The sequence below is a fragment of the Bacteroidota bacterium genome, from assembly GCA_016706865.1.
Classification (GTDB): Bacteria; Bacteroidota; Bacteroidia; order Chitinophagales; family BACL12; genus UBA7236.
Genome location: JADJIS010000003.1, coordinates 46,333 through 63,128, shown reverse-complemented (window position 1 = coordinate 63,128; position 16,796 = coordinate 46,333). Strand labels below are relative to the sequence as shown.

Annotated in this window: 14 protein-coding genes and 1 pseudogene; 2 read left to right on the top strand and 13 right to left on the bottom strand. The window is 35.1% G+C overall.

The window, feature by feature from the left end:
• Positions 1-8 precede the first annotated feature (8 nt).
• The 5 genes from IPI31_09925 to IPI31_09905 all read right to left on the bottom strand — a co-directional run bounded on the left by IPI31_09925 (position 9) and on the right by IPI31_09905 (position 3,142).
• Positions 9-191 (bottom strand): DUF4295 family protein, encoded by a 183-nt coding sequence (locus IPI31_09925; GenBank protein MBK7568126.1) that lies wholly within the window; start codon positions 189-191, stop codon positions 9-11.
• A gap of 17 nt (positions 192-208) precedes the next feature.
• A complete protein-coding gene (gene rpmG, locus IPI31_09920; GenBank protein MBK7568125.1) occupies positions 209-397 on the bottom strand; it encodes a 50S ribosomal protein L33 in 189 nt (62 codons plus the stop codon).
• Positions 398-411: 14 nt separating this feature from the next.
• On the bottom strand, positions 412-654 hold the full coding sequence (gene rpmB, locus IPI31_09915) for a 50S ribosomal protein L28 (GenBank protein MBK7568124.1): 243 nt from the start codon (positions 652-654) through the stop codon (positions 412-414).
• 423 nt (positions 655-1,077) lie between these two features.
• Complete coding sequence (locus IPI31_09910; GenBank protein ID MBK7568123.1) at positions 1,078-1,644, bottom strand: transposase; 567 nt, start codon at positions 1,642-1,644, stop codon at positions 1,078-1,080.
• Between the two features lie 397 nt (positions 1,645-2,041).
• Positions 2,042-3,142: a DNA topoisomerase IB gene (locus IPI31_09905; protein MBK7568122.1), complete on the bottom strand. Its 1,101-nt coding sequence runs from the start codon at positions 3,140-3,142 to the stop codon at positions 2,042-2,044.
• 347 nt (positions 3,143-3,489) lie between these two features.
• On the opposite strand from IPI31_09905, the gene IPI31_09900 reads away from it, so the two are divergent.
• Positions 3,490-6,603, top strand: a complete 3,114-nt coding sequence (locus IPI31_09900) for a PAS domain S-box protein (GenBank protein MBK7568121.1) — start codon at positions 3,490-3,492, stop codon at positions 6,601-6,603.
• A 9-nt stretch (positions 6,604-6,612) separates the two neighbouring features.
• Entirely contained in the window at positions 6,613-7,002 is a 390-nt protein-coding gene (locus IPI31_09895; GenBank protein ID MBK7568120.1) for a response regulator, read from the top strand.
• 37 nt (positions 7,003-7,039) lie between these two features.
• Here IPI31_09895 and IPI31_09890 read toward each other — a convergent pair whose 3' ends face one another.
• The 8 genes and pseudogenes from IPI31_09890 to IPI31_09855 form a co-directional block, all read right to left on the bottom strand.
• Positions 7,040-10,033: a glycosyl hydrolase gene (locus IPI31_09890; protein ID MBK7568119.1), complete on the bottom strand. Its 2,994-nt coding sequence runs from the start codon at positions 10,031-10,033 to the stop codon at positions 7,040-7,042.
• 148 nt (positions 10,034-10,181) lie between these two features.
• Complete coding sequence (gene cysQ / locus IPI31_09885) at positions 10,182-10,964, bottom strand: 3'(2'),5'-bisphosphate nucleotidase CysQ (GenBank protein MBK7568118.1); 783 nt, start codon at positions 10,962-10,964, stop codon at positions 10,182-10,184.
• Between the two features lie 9 nt (positions 10,965-10,973).
• Positions 10,974-11,828: pseudogene (gene rfbD / locus IPI31_09880) on the bottom strand (dTDP-4-dehydrorhamnose reductase).
• Between the two features lie 54 nt (positions 11,829-11,882).
• Positions 11,883-12,434 (bottom strand): dTDP-4-dehydrorhamnose 3,5-epimerase, encoded by a 552-nt coding sequence (gene rfbC, locus IPI31_09875; GenBank protein MBK7568117.1) that lies wholly within the window; start codon positions 12,432-12,434, stop codon positions 11,883-11,885.
• A gap of 37 nt (positions 12,435-12,471) precedes the next feature.
• Positions 12,472-13,215, bottom strand: a complete 744-nt coding sequence (locus IPI31_09870) for a capsular biosynthesis protein (GenBank protein ID MBK7568116.1) — start codon at positions 13,213-13,215, stop codon at positions 12,472-12,474.
• 5 nt (positions 13,216-13,220) lie between these two features.
• Positions 13,221-14,276: a dTDP-glucose 4,6-dehydratase gene (gene rfbB / locus IPI31_09865; protein ID MBK7568115.1), complete on the bottom strand. Its 1,056-nt coding sequence runs from the start codon at positions 14,274-14,276 to the stop codon at positions 13,221-13,223.
• Between the two features lie 7 nt (positions 14,277-14,283).
• The gene (locus IPI31_09860) at positions 14,284-15,573 is read right to left on the bottom strand and encodes a nucleotide sugar dehydrogenase (protein ID MBK7568114.1); all 1,290 of its coding nucleotides are present in this window, start codon (positions 15,571-15,573) and stop codon (positions 14,284-14,286) included.
• Between the two features lie 43 nt (positions 15,574-15,616).
• Positions 15,617-16,762, bottom strand: a complete 1,146-nt coding sequence (locus IPI31_09855; protein ID MBK7568113.1) for a DegT/DnrJ/EryC1/StrS family aminotransferase — start codon at positions 16,760-16,762, stop codon at positions 15,617-15,619.
• Between the last annotated feature and the right edge of the window lie 34 nt (positions 16,763-16,796).

The window sequence follows — 16,796 nt, the reverse complement described above, 5'->3', positions numbered from 1 at the left end:
CGGTGAAATTAAGCATTACCTTTTAATACATCCTGAACCTTGTCTTTATGAACAATACGTTCTTTGAAGATGTAGGCACCGGTTTTCGCCGATTTTTCGGTAACAATTACTTTTACCATTTCTTTTCCACCGCCGGAAATTTTTCCTTTTCCACCGCCGGAAACACGGGCATTTTTACTTATTTTTCCCATAATATACCTCCTTTAGGTTATTTAATTTCTTTGTGAACGGTTTTTTTCTTCAAATACGGATTGTATTTTTTAAACTCAACCCTGTCAGGCGTATTACGTCTGCTTTTGGTAGTAATATAGCGACTGATACCGGGAACATCGGTATTTTTTTGCTCAGTGCATTCTAATATTACCTGAACTCTGTTTCCTTTACTCTTCTTTGCCATCTCTTATAAAAGATTTAAAGTTTAATTATTTTGCCTGATGCGCGCAATTCCTTCAAATAGGCGCTGATACCTTTTTTGTTGATGGTTTTCAACGTGGTGGTAGCCACTTTAAGGGTAACCCAACGATTTTCCTCAGCTATGAAGAACTTCTTATCCTGCAAATTCGGGTAAAACTTGCGGCGGGTCCTACGATTCGAGTGAGAAACATTGTTCCCGCTAACCGTCCTTTTTCCTGATAAATCACATACTCTTGCCATGCTTCTTAAAATGAGAGTGCAAATATCGGTAGTTTTCCTCAAATAGCCAAGTATCTGTGCGAAATAGATTAACTATCTGTCAACAAACACCATTTAAAGCACCATCCGCGGCGTTTTTTCAGGGCCGCGCCCCCGCTTTTCGCTGCAACCCTGCCTATTTTAATCAATTCAAACCCAAAAATCCAACCTATGCAAAATGTATTAACTAAAAAATAAAATTCATTCACGGCAGGGGTTTCCGCTACAATCGGGGCTAGAAAGCGGCTTTCGGCTGCTATACCCGGCTATTCGAAACCACTCCCACACCCAAAAGTTCATCCAATGGACTTACACCCACAACACACTGCAAGCCGCAGGCTAGCATCTAATAAAAATAGCGCAAGCCTTAGGCTTGTGCAACGTTCTTTGAAGCGTCCGCTTCCCTCAAACATAATATAAACCTTCTAATAATAAAATGTCGAGCAACCCCTTCCTATCCGCCAAATAATCCCCTGCACTACTATAAACCCAATGCGCCGGTTCCTCCACAAACCCGGCCTTCACCGGATTATTATGAATATAATTTAATTTTTGTCTCGTTATATCTGCATTAAATAAACGAATTGGATGATTATCCTGTTGCCAAAATTGCCATTCTTCATTATTACTGTTTTTATGCCCTTCATATTCAAACATATGTGTTAACCAATATCTTCTGCTTTCATAATTATTATTATAAAGCGCATCTTTAATTCTTCTTGAAGTATAACTTTTAAAATCGCGTAAAATTTCATTCAAAGGGTTTTGATGTGTGCCCAAAATAAAATGAAGATGATTTGTCATCATCACCCATGCATAAATTTCCAATCCCTTTTTTTCCTGACAAAATTTCAAGCTGTCGATGACAATATTTTTATACAAATTTCTTGTAAAAACATCTGCCCAATTAACAACAGTTTGTGTAGTAAAATAAAGATCTTCGTAACTACGAAATTTATATTTATTGCTCATAATTAAGGATTAAACAATTCAAAAATAAAAAGAAATATTAAAATATTAAAAGCGGATGCTTTACTGAATTTTGCACAAGCCTAAGGCTTGCGCTATTTAATTTGAACGGAGAAAAAATGTTCCATTTTTTCTCCTCAAATTAAATATGAAGCGAGAATTAAATTATTAAGCGGTTAAAAAAATGTATACAATTATTTTAAAGAAAAAATAAAAAATGGTGAGTGTCTTTAATAAAACATGTTAATTTTTAATTGTTAATTAAAGGAAAGTAAAATTAATGGGCAGGCACTACTTTTTTTTTAATTATTACGCAAAAATGTAATCCTTACGCCTATAGCTGCACGCCTTCGGCGTGCAGCTCAACAAAAATAGCGCAAGCCTTAGGCTTGTGCAACATTCATCGAAGCGTCCGCTTCCCACCAGTTAATATCTTCATCAACACCAGCTCCGCACTTGTCAACCCAGCTTTATCATCATCCACCTCAATAGCATCCAGTTCTTTAATATACTTCTTCAATGTTCCATTCTCATACAACGTCAATACAACCGGATGCACATAATAAGTTTTGCATACATTTTTAGTATTTCCCAACTGTTTGGAAACCATTTCCAAAGCCTGCGTAATATTCTTTTTTGATTCGGTAACTGTATTAAAAAATCCAATTTCTTTAAACGCAAGTAATGCTTCCAAAGTTCCGGCCCAGGTTCTAAAATCTTTAGCAGTAAAATCCTGTCCGCAAATTGTTTTAATATAATGATTTACCATTCCTGAGTCAACAGTTTTTCTGGTGCCGGATTCATCAACATATTGAAAAAGTTCTTTCCCCGGAATATCCTTACATTTTTGAACAATGCGCGATAACTTTTTATTTTTTATATGAATATCATGCTCCACTCCCTTTTTCCCTTTAAAAATAAAACGCAATTCCTGACCTGATATTTTAACATGATTATCTTTTAATGTGGTAAGTCCGAAGGAACCATACAATTTTTCATACATATTATTTCCTATTCTGATATGCGTTCTTTCCATTAAACTAACTATGGTTGCCAAAACTTTTTCAACCGGCATACCCGGTAAAGAGAGATCTTTTTCCAACTGTAAACGAATTATCGGCAGAACTTTTCCAAACTCCTTTAAACGGTAGAATTTAGTTTGGTTGCGGACAGAATTCCATAATGGATGATATTTATATTGTTTTCTTTTTTTATTGTCTAAACCCGTAACCTGAAGATGTCCATTCTCCTTTGAACATATCCAAACTTTTTCCCATGCCGGTGGAATCACCAAAGATTTTATTCGCTCCAAAACCAATTTATCTTTAAGTGTTTTGTCCCTAAAAACATAATAAAATCCTGCGCCCCTTCGCTTGCGCAAAATGCCCTCCTGCGAATCACTTACATAAATCAGGTCAACTGATCTTGCATTTTTGATCAAGTCGGTATTAATTACCGCAAGTTTGTGGTCAGGTAGATCAATAGTCTCCAGTTTTTCCATATTCGACAGGAATGTTGCTGGATTCAAATCAAATGCCTGATTAAAATCACTCAAATTGGGGAATCTAATCCAGATCAACGTGTGAAACATGTGTATTTTATTCCAAAATATGTGGAATTTTTTCCACTTTAATTTTAAAATATTATATTGTGGAATTTATTACACTCTTTTCCCCTGAGATTATGATATTGTAGAGATTCTGGTATATTTTTTGAAAAAATAATTTTACCCTTTCAACAAAATTTAACGATTTAAGGATTGCATTGATAACAGCGGCAAGGAATTGCCGGTACAACGCTTGCATTTTTTATTATAAATTTATAAAACTTATACCTATAAAATCATTAATGCAAAAAATCGACACGCATAAATCATCAGCGTTGGAAAAAATATTTCATTCTACAGGTGAAATGGGTGAACTTATTTTAAATAAGGATTGGTCTGAAACACCTCTGGGACCCTATGAAAATTGGCCAAATACTCTGAGAACTACCCTATCTCTTATTTTACATTCTAAATTCCCTATGTTTCTTTTTTGGGGTAATGAATTTACATGTTTTTATAATGATGCGTATAGGCCATCGCTCGGAATTAATGGAAAACATCCTGACATTTTAGGCATGAATGCAGAACAAGCATGGCCAGAAATATGGGATATAATTGAACCGTTGATACACCAGGTTTTTTATGAAGGAAAACCAACCTGGAGTGAAGATCAGCTGTTACCAATTTTTAGAAACGGAAAAATTGAAGATGTTCATTGGACCTTCAGTTACAGTCCCGTGTTTGACGAGTTTCATATGATAAACGGAGTGCTGGTAACTTGTGTTGAAACTACTGAAAAGGTTAAAACAATTAAATTATTAGAACTAAGTAACGAACAATATTTAAACAGCATACTTCAATCGCCGGTTGCAAAATGTATTTTTATCGGTAAAAATCATGTTGTTACGATAATAAACGAGCTGATGTTGAATCTACTTTCAAGAACTTCAGAACAATTATTAAATAAAAATATTTTTGAAGCTATCCCCGAACTGGCACAACAGGGATTTGAATCCATAATGGATAACGTTTATAATACTGGTCAAAAATTTAAAGCGGAGGAATTAAGCGTTAATATAATGCGTAAGGGTAAAATGCAAACCATATACATCAGCGTAGTATTGGTTCCCTTGCGTGAACCTGATGGTACAATAAAAGGTATAAACGCAATAGCATTGGATGTAACTTATCACGTTAAAATGAGAAAGGAAATAGAGGAAAGTGAAAAACAATTCCGCCAATTATCAAACTCACTGCAGGAATTGGTTTGGGCAACCGATAGCGAAGGAAAACAGACATTCGCATCCGAACGATGGTCAGAGTTTACAGGTTTGGATCCTTACGGAGCCGAAACATTTGAAAAGATCACACATCCCGATGACCTGCCAAGGGTAATTGAAGAATGGACCAATTGTTTAAAAAGTGGAAAAAAATATTTCATTGAACTGCGCTTAAAAAATAAATCCGGACAATACCATTGGTTTCAAGGAAAGGGCGAACCGATTAAAGATGAAGATGGAAATATAATAAAATGGATCGGGTCATTTACCGATGTGCAGGATCAAAAAAAAGCAGAAGAATTTCTGATTAATGCCTATAATAAAATTGACGAGAGTGAAAAAAGATTCCGAAAAATTGCCAACGAAGCACCTGTATTTATTTGGATGGCAGGAAGCGATAAAAAATGCAACTTCTTTAATTCGGCTTGGTTACAATTCACCGGAAAAACTTTGGAGGATGAAATTGGTGATGGATGGATAAATGGAGTACATATCGACGACCAAAAATTTTGCCTGGATACCTATAATTATGCTTTTGAAAATAGAAAAGAATTTTACATGGAATATCGGTTAAAACGTTATGACGGAGAGTACCGATGGATATCATATAAAGGCACGCCAAGATATTCGATGGAAGGAATATTTGAGGGTTATATTGGTGCTTGTGTCGACATTAACGATCGCAAAATTTATGAAACCAAATTAAAGGAAGAGGATGAAAAACTCAATATAATAATTGACGCCGGTGGCTTGGGAACCTGGGAACTGGATTGGGTTACAAAGGTTCCTAAATATTCACAAAAATATTTGAATATTCTAGGATATGACGAATATAAAGAATTAACGCATGAACAATTAACAAATCATTTGCATCCGGGTGATCGTGCAATAAGAGAACAAGCATATAAGGATGCATTCAAAACCGGTTTTTTGCACTACCAAACTAGAATAACTACCAATAAAAATGTTTTGCGATGGATAGAGGGTAAAGGAAAAGTGTTTTATGATGAAAATAAAAATCCGATAAAATTAATAGGTACAATCCGGGATATTACGGATGAAATTAATTATCAACAAAATTTAAAAGAAAGAGAACTCAAATTCAGGCTGCTAGCTGATGCAATGCCACAATTTATATGGACGGCAGATAAGAAAGGTAATCTGAATTATTTTAATAAATCTTTATTCGAATTTTCAGGCTTGAATAATGAATCATTGATGGAGAAAGGATGGCTGCAAATTGTCCATCCGGAAGATCAGGAAGAAAGTAAAAATGTCTGGCAAAAAACCATTGCCACGGGAGTTGATTTTGTTTTTGAACATCGTTTTAAACGATCCGATGGTGAATATAGATGGCAGCTAAGCAGAGCAATTCCGCAACATGATGGAAATGGAAATATTCAGATGTGGGTGGGTACTAGTACAGATATACACGATTTGCGGGAACAGGATCAGCAAAAAGATTATTTTATTAAAATGGCCAGTCATGAACTAAAAACACCTATCACTTCCATTAAAGGATATGTGCAACTTCTTCAATCAATGTATTCTGCGGATGATGATGTGTTCTTAAAAGACTCACTGAATAAATTAGGAAACCAAATAAATAAAATGACCAATCTCATTGCCGAGTTACTAGATCTTTCTAAGATAAAGTCCGGATATCTTTCCTTACAAAAACAAGAATTTTGTATGCATCAATTAGTGGAAGAAGTAATAAATGAGATCAATTATGTTAATCCTGAACATAAGATAATTTTTACAAAACAAAACAATGCTCATGTTTTAGCCGATCGTATTAGAATTGCTCAGGTTTTAACAAATTTTCTGACCAATGCAATTAAATATTCCCCAAATAGTTTGGAAATTTATGTGAATTCAGATGTTTTAAATGATAAAATTTTAGTTTCAGTGGAAGACAGAGGAATTGGAATTTCACAGGCTGACCAGAAAAAGATATTTGAACGTTTTTACAGGGTGGAAGGAAAAAATGAAAAAACATTTCCCGGCTTTGGAATCGGTTTATTTATAGCCGCCGAAATCATTCAACGACATAATGGAGAGATTGGCGTTAAAAGTGCAACACCAAAAGGATCCATTTTTTATTTTTCCCTTCCAATATTTCAAAACCATTAATCACAATTTATGTCGAAAGAAAATTTTCACATATTGGTAATTGACGATAATGAGGATATACTTTTTATGTTAAATGCTATGTTGAAACATAAGGGGTACAATTATGTAACCACAAGAGATAATGCGGTACAAATTGAAGAATTTATTTTGCAAATTAAACCGCATATAATTCTTATGGATATGCATCTGTCAGGTATCGACGGTTGTGATATTTGCAGAGAATTGAAAGCAAAGGAAGAGTTTAAACATCTCCCTATTTTAATGATATCAGCAGATCCAATTGCCAGAGAACGATGCACCGATGCAGGCGCCGATCATTTTATTGAAAAACCTTTCGAAATGATGGAACTGGTTTCAATTGTTGATGCAATTTATGAGCGAGTATATCGCACATGGTGAATCATACAAAACGCAATTGTCAGAAAAAATTTCGTTATTAGTCCATTTTCACCACCTCAAAATTCTCCACCACATTATTCAAACTTTCTGTCGACATTTTAATTTGAAATTTTCCCGGCATTACATAAATTTTTCCGTTGTCCGCAGCTTTTACATCCGCAACTTTACGCATGCCATCCACAGGTTGATTATTCAAATAATTTTCATATACAGCTTCAAATTTATTATCGATACTAAGATCATACTTTAAATAATTAATTCCTGCTTCGGCATTATCGGTCATTTCTGTTAAAATAGTACCATCATCAGTAGCGATCTGAATGGTTACCACTCCGGCAGATTTTACAAAATATGCAAACTGCTGATCATACACATAAGTATCGTTAAAAACATTAAATTGTTTACCCAGATTTTCATCATAACTTATATTATCTATCGCAAATAGATAGATATCTTTTGAAATTAACGAATCAAGAGCCTGCACTTCATCAAGGTCGGCCTTATATAAACTTCTCCCATGTGTGCCTACCACTATTTCATTTTCCCGTTCCTGAATTGCGAGATCATGCACAGCTACGCGGGGCATCCCGGCGCTGAAGGTCATGAAATTTCTTCCTCTGTTTAATGAAATGTAAAGACCATTATCGGTGCCTACATAAAGAATATTATAATTTTTAGGATCTTCTTTTACCACATTAATAGGTTCTGCCGGCAGGTCAGTTCCAATTTGCGACCAGGTTAATCCATAATCGTCGCTTATAAATAAATACGGATTGAAATTATCGTTCCTATATCCATTCAAAGAGGCAATAACAGTTGATTCATTATATTTTCCAGCCACTACTCTACTCACCCATAACCCCTCCGGAATAATATTTATAGCCGGCGGAGGTGTTTTTGCTTTGGTAGCAGGCATCTCCTTTTTAATAAAAACATTTATTTTATTCCAGTTGTATCCATTGTCTTTACTCACCCAAATATTTCCATCATCTGTACCACAGTACAATAAACCGAATTTAATTGGTGATTCAGAAATTGTTGTTATTGTTCCGTATGCTACATCACCTTCTATTTTTCCATTGGAAAGATCTTCACTAAGTGTAACTAAATTCTCCCCTTTATTTAATGATCGATGAAATCTGTTAGACCCATAATACAAAATATCCTGACTGTGTTTACTAAGTGCAATAGGAGTTTGCCAATTATACCGCAGTGGCGCCTCACCAAATTTGGTAGCCGGGCGAATACTTAATTCTTCTTTTCCTGAATTTTTATTTAAACGTGCATAATATCCAAACTGATATCCCGTATATACGGTTTCATTATTTCTTGTATCAACCTGAACTTGCATTCCATCCCCACCATAAATTGCCTGATAGGGATATTTTCCTGAAGAATACCAATAGTTATTTTTATTATAAGTGGAAGGGCCTGTCCACACGCCGTTATCCTGCAATCCTCCATACACATTATAGGGTGTTGCATCATCTACGGTAACAGAATAAAATTGACCAACTGCAGGATTATTTGCCAGATACCAATTTTTCCCGTTGTCATAAGTAATATTTATACCGCCGTCGTTTCCAACAATTATATGTTTATCATTTGACGGATTCATCCATGCTACATGATGATCGGGATGTACATTATCTCCATCTATATTTTTAAAGGTTTTTCCACCATCTTCACTAAGCAATGCATTAAATGCAGAAACAATTATTTTATTGTCGTTTTTCGGACTCACTTCAATAGTACTGAAATAATATCCATATGTAAAAAATGCACCGTCGAGATATTTATCATGTGTTCTGAACCAGGTTGTACCACCATCATCGCTTCTATATATTTCGCAGCCTTTTATCGGTAAATTAAAAATATATCCTCCATCATTTAAATAATCTGTTAAAACTGTTGGTAAATATTCTTCGTTCGCAACTTTCTCTTTTAAAAGGGAAGCCGTTTGATCTTTGGGGAATTTATTTTTTTCTAAAAAATTTGCAAGATCTGCATTGTCCAGCATAGCAAATTTTTCTTTTGTAAGCGCTTTTAATGAATCCATGTTAAAAATTTCCTCATCCGCCTTTCGCATCCTTTCTGCGGGATCAACCTCTTTTGGAGTTTGATTATCAACTACTGCATAAACTATATTATTTCTCTGATAAGAAACTGCAATTCCAATTCTTCCGATTCCCTCGCCCTGCGGAAAACCAGACCCATTTTTTGTCAACAGATTCCATGTTTCACCCTGATCAACTGACTTATAAATTCCGGAACCCGAACCTGATTCTACAAAATTCCACGCCCGGCGTTCACGGTGCCAGGTGCAGGCATATAAAAAATCCGGAACATTTGGATCTATCAACAGATCAATAGCACCTGTATTTTCATCAATAAATAAGGTTTGTTTCCATGTTTTTCCACCATCAGTTGTTTTATATACCCCTCTTTCTACATTCGGAGTATATAAATGCCCCAATACTGCAACATAAACCATATTCGGATCTCTTGGATTTATCACAATTCTACCAATGTGATGCGATTCAGGTAAACCACAGTATTCCCAACTTTTACCCCCATCAACCGACTTATAAACGCCAATTCCCGCGTAACTTGAGCGGGAGCTATTTACTTCACCTGTACCGACCCAAATAATATTGTTTGCCCAGTCTACAGCAAAGTCACCAATTGTTATTACATCTTCATTATCAAAAAGCGGTGTAAATGACAATCCATTGTTCTCCGTATACCACAATCCACCACTGGCATAGGATACATAAAATTTTGTGGGATCCTTTGGGTTAACGTCTAAGTCTGTCACACGTCCGCTCATTATGGTAGGACCAATATTTGTAAATTCCACATTGCTCAGTAGCGTACTGTTTTCCATTGCCTTGCGCTTTTGAAGGCCCAATTGACGTTCCGTTAATACGGGAGGAGCCACCGCTGCCGTATCCACAACGGTTTCTGCAGTTTGAGCAGAAGCGAATAAATAAATAAATAAACTTAAAAAACCGGCTGAAAGTTTTCTCATGTTGTGTAGTTTGTATCTGCTAAAATAGAAAAAATAAGCCGTAACGGTAGTCACATAACAGCTTTCAAAAAACAAAACCCGGCTAAAAACCGGGTTTAATGTTAAAATACAATGTCACAAATGAGCACAATTTTTACATATTTTTCGATCAATTATTTCTTTCAACTATAAAGAATGGGTTTAATAAATTTTCTTTATTGTATTGAAGGTCAGTAACACCTCCATAAACTTTAACTCTGGCTCCGGCTTCCAAAACAAGTGCGTGACCCGCGGCAGTGTCCCATTCCATAGTTGGGCCTAAACGTGGATATACATCAGCTTTTCCCTCTGCAACAAGACAGAATTTTAAGGAACTTCCGGCAGGAACAAAATTCACTGTTTCATATTTTTGCTCCATATCCTTTAAATATGCATCGAATTCCGGTGATGGATGAGAGCGACTTCCAATCAAGGCGATCTCATTTTCTTTTGGAGCGTTTACCTCCAGTTTAATTTTATTTCCTTCCTCATCAATTTTGAATGCACCCTTATTCTCAACGGCATAATACATTTGATTTTTTGCAGGAATTCCAACAACTCCCATAACTGGTTTTCCGTTGCGAATGAGCGCAATATTAACGGTAAATTCACCATTCTTTTTAATAAACTCTTTGGTTCCGTCCAATGGATCAACAAGCCAGAAATATTCCCAATCTTTTCTTTCGCTGTAGTCAATCATTTTATTTTCTTCAGAAATGATAGGAATATCGGGATAGTTTTCTTTTAATGCCGCAACAATAACTGCATTTCCGGCTTTATCCGCTTTTGTTAAAGGAGAATTATCACTTTTATCAGTGATGGCAAAATCACCGGTTTCATAAATTTTCATGATCTCTCTGCCTGCTTCCTCAGCAATGGCGATAATTTTATTTACATCAATTTTTTCTAGCATTTCGTTATTTTTTATGAGTTGAATTACATGATTTAAAGATTTTTTCCAATCGGGTATTTCAATATGTAATACCTGTTTTATTTTCTCCGTATTTAAGAGCGAATATTTTGGACGTTTTGCAGGGGTTGGATATTGTTCGGTAGTAATTGGATTAACTGTACAATTTAAATTGTATAAATGCATGATCTCGGTTGCAAATCCACACCAGGTAGTTTCACCTGAATTGGAATAATGATAAATTCCAAATTCTAAAGTTTTTGCAGCTTCTATAAATTTAAATATCACATTAGCCAGATCTCCGGCATAAGTTGGAACACCTACCTGATCATCAACAACATTTAAACTCGTTTTTTCTTTCCCGAGCTTTATCATTGTTTTTACAAAATTGTGTCCATAAAAACTATACACCCAACTTGTTCTTATAAGAATTGTTTTGGTATTGAGAGATAATGCACGGTATTCACCTTCTGCTTTTGTTTGCCCATAAACACTTATCGGGTTTACCGGATGATCCACATTATAAGGTTCAGTTGCCTCACCATCAAAAACAAAATCCGTGGATATATGAATAAACACAGCATTGTTTTTCTGACATGCTTTCGCGAGATGCTCCACTCCCGTAACATTTATTTTAAATGCCAAAAGATGGTCTGCCTCCGCTTTGTCAACAGCAGTATAAGCTGCACAATTGATACAAATATCAAAGTTGTATAAAGAAAAAAAAGTATCAACAGCATTAGCTTCCGTAATATCCAGATCATCAACGTCAACAAATATATATTCGTGTTGTTTATTTCGTTTTGCTATATCCTGCAATTCACTTCCGAGTTGACCGTTACTTCCTGTTATAAGAATTTTTGCCATGTTTTTTAATTGTTGGAATTATTATTAATAATTAACTCCTTATAATACTTTAGATTAAATAAAATTATTTTTTGAAGAAATTAATGCGGGCAGATTTTTATCCTTTTCAGAAACAAGAATCATATCCGGTTTTAAGATCCAATCAATATTTAGGGAAACATCATTATAAATAATTCCCGCATCGTGTTCTTTGGAATAAAAATTATCACATTTATAAAAAAACTCTGCCGTTTCACTCAATACTACAAAACCATGTGCAAATCCTCTCGGAATATATAGTTGTTTTTTATTTTCAGCCGATAATATTATAGAAAAATGTTGACCATAAGTGGGTGAATTTTGCCTTATGTCCACGGCCACATCCAGCACCTCACCTGAAATAACGCGTACTAATTTTGCCTGAGAAAAAGGATTAAGCTGATAATGTAATCCACGTAAAACCCCATAACTCGATTTTGATTGATTATCCTGTACAAAATTCGTGTTTATATTTTTTTCCGCAAAAATTGCTGTATTAAATGACTCAAAAAAATAACCCCTGGCATCTTCAAATATATTCGGTTCAAAAACAAAAAGGTCAGGAATTGGGGTGTCGGTAAATGGCATAATTAATTTATTATAATTTTTAATATTATAGATGAAACTATAGTTGATTATTCAATAATTTGTTCTTGATCAATAATTTTTGAACATAAGGGTCTTTCATTGATTGATAAATAATGGGTAGTTGATTTTCATGATGAATATCTGTACCCAAAAAATTGATCATATTGTGTTCTGCAAGTTGTCTTGCTATTTTTTTTTGAATCTCCCCATATTGGCCAGTGAATGAACGTAAATTTACTTGCAACAAAACATCAGCATCCAATAAACTTGAATAATATGCCAGCGAGTTTCCTTCAAACATATATGGATATCGTTCAACGTGGGCTAATACCGGTTTATATCCTTTTAAATTAAGTTCAAACAAAACTTCCTCCAGGCGCTTTTCTCTTGCCATCATATTTACTTCTATCAAAATGTAATTTTCGCCGAATGTTAAAAATTTTTCATCGTTGCGTACCCTGTTTGGAAATTCCTGGTCAATATAATATTCCGCTGCTGCAATCACAGAAACATCGTCTTCGGCAAGTTCAGCATTTAAATTATGACTGGCGTTCTCTATTATCTCTTTATTATTCTTAAAAACCTCAGGCATGATATGTGGGGTCGTAATAAATTTTTTGAATCCCATCGCGCGCAATCCGGAAATCATTTTTTGGCTTTCCAGAATGCTCACTGAACCGTCGTCGATATTCGGAATTAAATGCGAATGCATATCCGCATTTAAAACACTAAAATCGAGCAGGTCTTTATGATCAAATAATTTACCAAAAAGGTTACCCATAAACACTATCTTGATGCATATTGATTATCATAGTATTTTTTATAATCACCACTGGTAATATTGTTTAACCAATCTTCATTGTTTAAATACCAATCAACCGTTTTTTCCAAACCTTCTTCAAATTGAAGTGATGGTTTCCAACCCAGGTCATTACTTAATTTTGAAGCGTCAATCGCATATCTCAGATCATGGCCCGCACGATCTGTAACATAACTTATCAGTTTTTCGCTGGTTCCCGGTTCCCGCTGCAATTTGTTATCCATGATATTGCACAACAATTTGATCAGATCGATATTTTTCCACTCATTAAATCCACCGATATTATAAGTGTCGCCAATTTTACCGGAATGAAAAATGGTATCAATTGCTTTTGCATGGTCTTCCACCCAAAGCCAATCGCGAACATTCTCTCCTTTACCGTACACCGGTATTGGCTTATTATTTTTTATATTATTTATCGCCAAAGGGATCAATTTTTCAGGGAATTGAAACGATCCGTAATTATTGGAACAATTGGAAATAACTACGGGCAATTTATACGTATCGTGGTAAGCTCTTACAAAGTGATCGCTTGATGCTTTTGATGCGGAATAGGGTGAATGCGGATCATAATTGGTATTCTCATAAAAAAAACCTTCATCACCTAAACTTCCATAAACTTCGTCCGTAGATACATGATAAAATAATTTACCTTCCGAATTATCCTTCCATTGTAATTTTGCTGCATTTAATAAATTAACAGTTCCTACAACATTGGTCATCACAAATTCAATCGGATTTGAAATGGATCTGTCAACATGACTTTCTGCTGCGAGGTGAATTATTCCATCAATTATATGTTCCTCAAATAGCTGACCTATAAATTCTGCATCAACTATATCTCCCTTCACAAAAGAATAATTTTCCTTATCCTCAATATCAGTGAGATTTGCAAGATTTCCTGCATAGGTGAGTTTATCCAGATTAATGATCTGATATTCAGGATATTTATTCACAAATAAACGCACCACGTGCGAACCTATAAATCCCGCACCTCCGGTAATTAAAATTGATTTTTTCATATTCATTTTATAATGACCAATAATTAAAATTATTAAATTTATTCCGATAAATTCCTTTAATATCTATTAATAAACAATTCTCCTTCGCATGCGATAAAAAATAATTTTCATCCAATTTAAGATACTCTTTGTGGGCTACAGCAATAATTATCGCATCATATTTATCTTTAATCTCCTCCAGAAGACCAAACTTATATTCTTCCTTTACTTCTGCTGAGCTAACATTGGGTTCTGTAACATCAACATGTAATCCAAAAGATAATAATTCATGAACCAGATCAGCTACTTTTGAATTCCGGATATCACTCACATTTTCCTTGAACGTTAATCCCATCACTAATATTCTTGAATCCGTAAGATTTTTACCCGCTTCAATTAATTTCTGCATGCAGCGTCGGGCAACATAAAACGCCATATTATCATTTACTTTTCTTCCACCCAAAATTACATAAGGTTCATATCCAAGTTCCATAGCCTTATAGGTGAGATAATAGGGATCAACTCCTATGCAATGTCCTCCAACAAGACCGGGTTTGTATTTATGAAAATTCCATTTTGTTCCTGCAGCTTCAATTACCTCATAAGTATTTACGTTCATCTTATCCAGAATTATGGATAATTCATTCATCAAAGCAATATTGAGATCCCGTTGTGTATTTTCAAGAATTTTTGCCGCTTCGGCAACCTTAATACTGGAAGCCTGATATACGCCGGGTAAAACAATTTCAGAATAAATGGCACTGATATTTTCCAATGCTTCCGCATCAGAACCTGATACTATTTTAATTACATTTTTAAGTGTGTATTGCACATCACCCGGATTAATTCGTTCAGGAGAATATCCTAATTTGAACCCGGTATTTAATTTAAGTCCGGAACCATCTTCCAACACAGGCAAACAAATATCTTCCGTGCATCCGGGAAAAACAGTTGATTCATAAACAATATAATCACCCGTCTTTAAAATTCCTGCAATGGATTTTGTTGCAGCAATCAAGGGAGATAAATCAGGAACCTTATGTTCATCCACCGGAGTTGGAACAGCAATAATATGGAAATTACAAGTTTCCAGCTCCTTCAAGTCGGTAGTGAATACAACATTTGTATTTTCAAAAGCATGTGGTTCTATATCATTGCCTTCATCAATACCCGCATTTAACATATGTATGCGTTCTTCATCAATATCATACCCAACAACAGAAAATTTACGTCCAAATTCCAATGCAATTGGCAGCCCAACATATCCAAGACCGATCACTGAAATTTTATTTTCACCCTGTTTAAGTTTGTTGAACATTTTCCGTTTAATTAATGATTAATTTGTGTGTTTTATAATGCGATCAGGCTATTACCGAAATCTGTTTTAATACAAATTCTTTAATAGTTTCACATATATATTCTATTTGTTCAACATCCAATTCCGTATGCATGGGAAGGGATAAAACTTCCTGCGATATTTTTTCGCTTACAGGAAAATCACCTCTATTATATCCATAAACCTGATATGCATCACTTAGGTGTAAAGGCACCGGATAATAGATCATAGATGGAATTCCTTTTTCCTGCAAATAGTCTTTTAGTCCATCTCTGTTTTGTGCCACTTTAATGGTGTATTGATGAAATACATGGCTTGATCTTTCAAATCTTGCGGGAATTAATATTCCTGGTACATCTTTTAATCCGGCATCGTACAAAGCAGCTGCATTTTGACGCTGTGCATTATAAATATCAAGATTTTTAAGTTTTACATTTAAAATTGCCGCCTGTATACTGTCGAGTCTTGAATTAACTCCTATTGCATCATAATAATATTTTTTTGCCGAACCGTGATCACAAATGATCTTAATTTTTTGGGCGATATTATCATCATTTGTAAAAAGTGCGCCGCCATCACCATATGCACCAAGGTTTTTTGTAGGATAAAATGAAGTGGTTGCAACATGCCCGATGGCTCCTGTTTTAACTTTCCTGTTTTCTCCCATCATCAATTCACTTCCTATTGCCTGCGCATTATCCTCAATTACAATAAGATCATGTTTTGCAGCAATCGCCATGATCTTTTCCATATCGGCACTTTGGCCAAAGAGGTGCACTGGAATTATCGCTTTTGTTCGGGATGTTATTTTTTCTTCAATTTTATCAACGTCTATTGTGAATGTATTTTCATCCACATCAACAAAAACAGGTTTCAACTTTAATAAGGCAACAACTTCCACCGTAGCTACAAAGGTGAAAGGAATGGAGATCACTTCATCACCCTCCTGAAGACCAAGCGCCATCAATGCAATTTGCAGGGCATCGGTTCCATTGGCACAAGGAATCACATGTTTAACCTGCAGATAAGTTGCCAGATCTGAGGCAAATTGTTTGGTTGCAGCACCATTAATAAATTGTGTTGTATCAATTACCTCCTGAATACCGGCATCCACTTCATCCTTTATTTTTTGGTATTGACCTGTAAGATCAACCATTTGTAACTTTTTCATCAGATTGTCAAATTTCAATCGGCAAAGATAATAT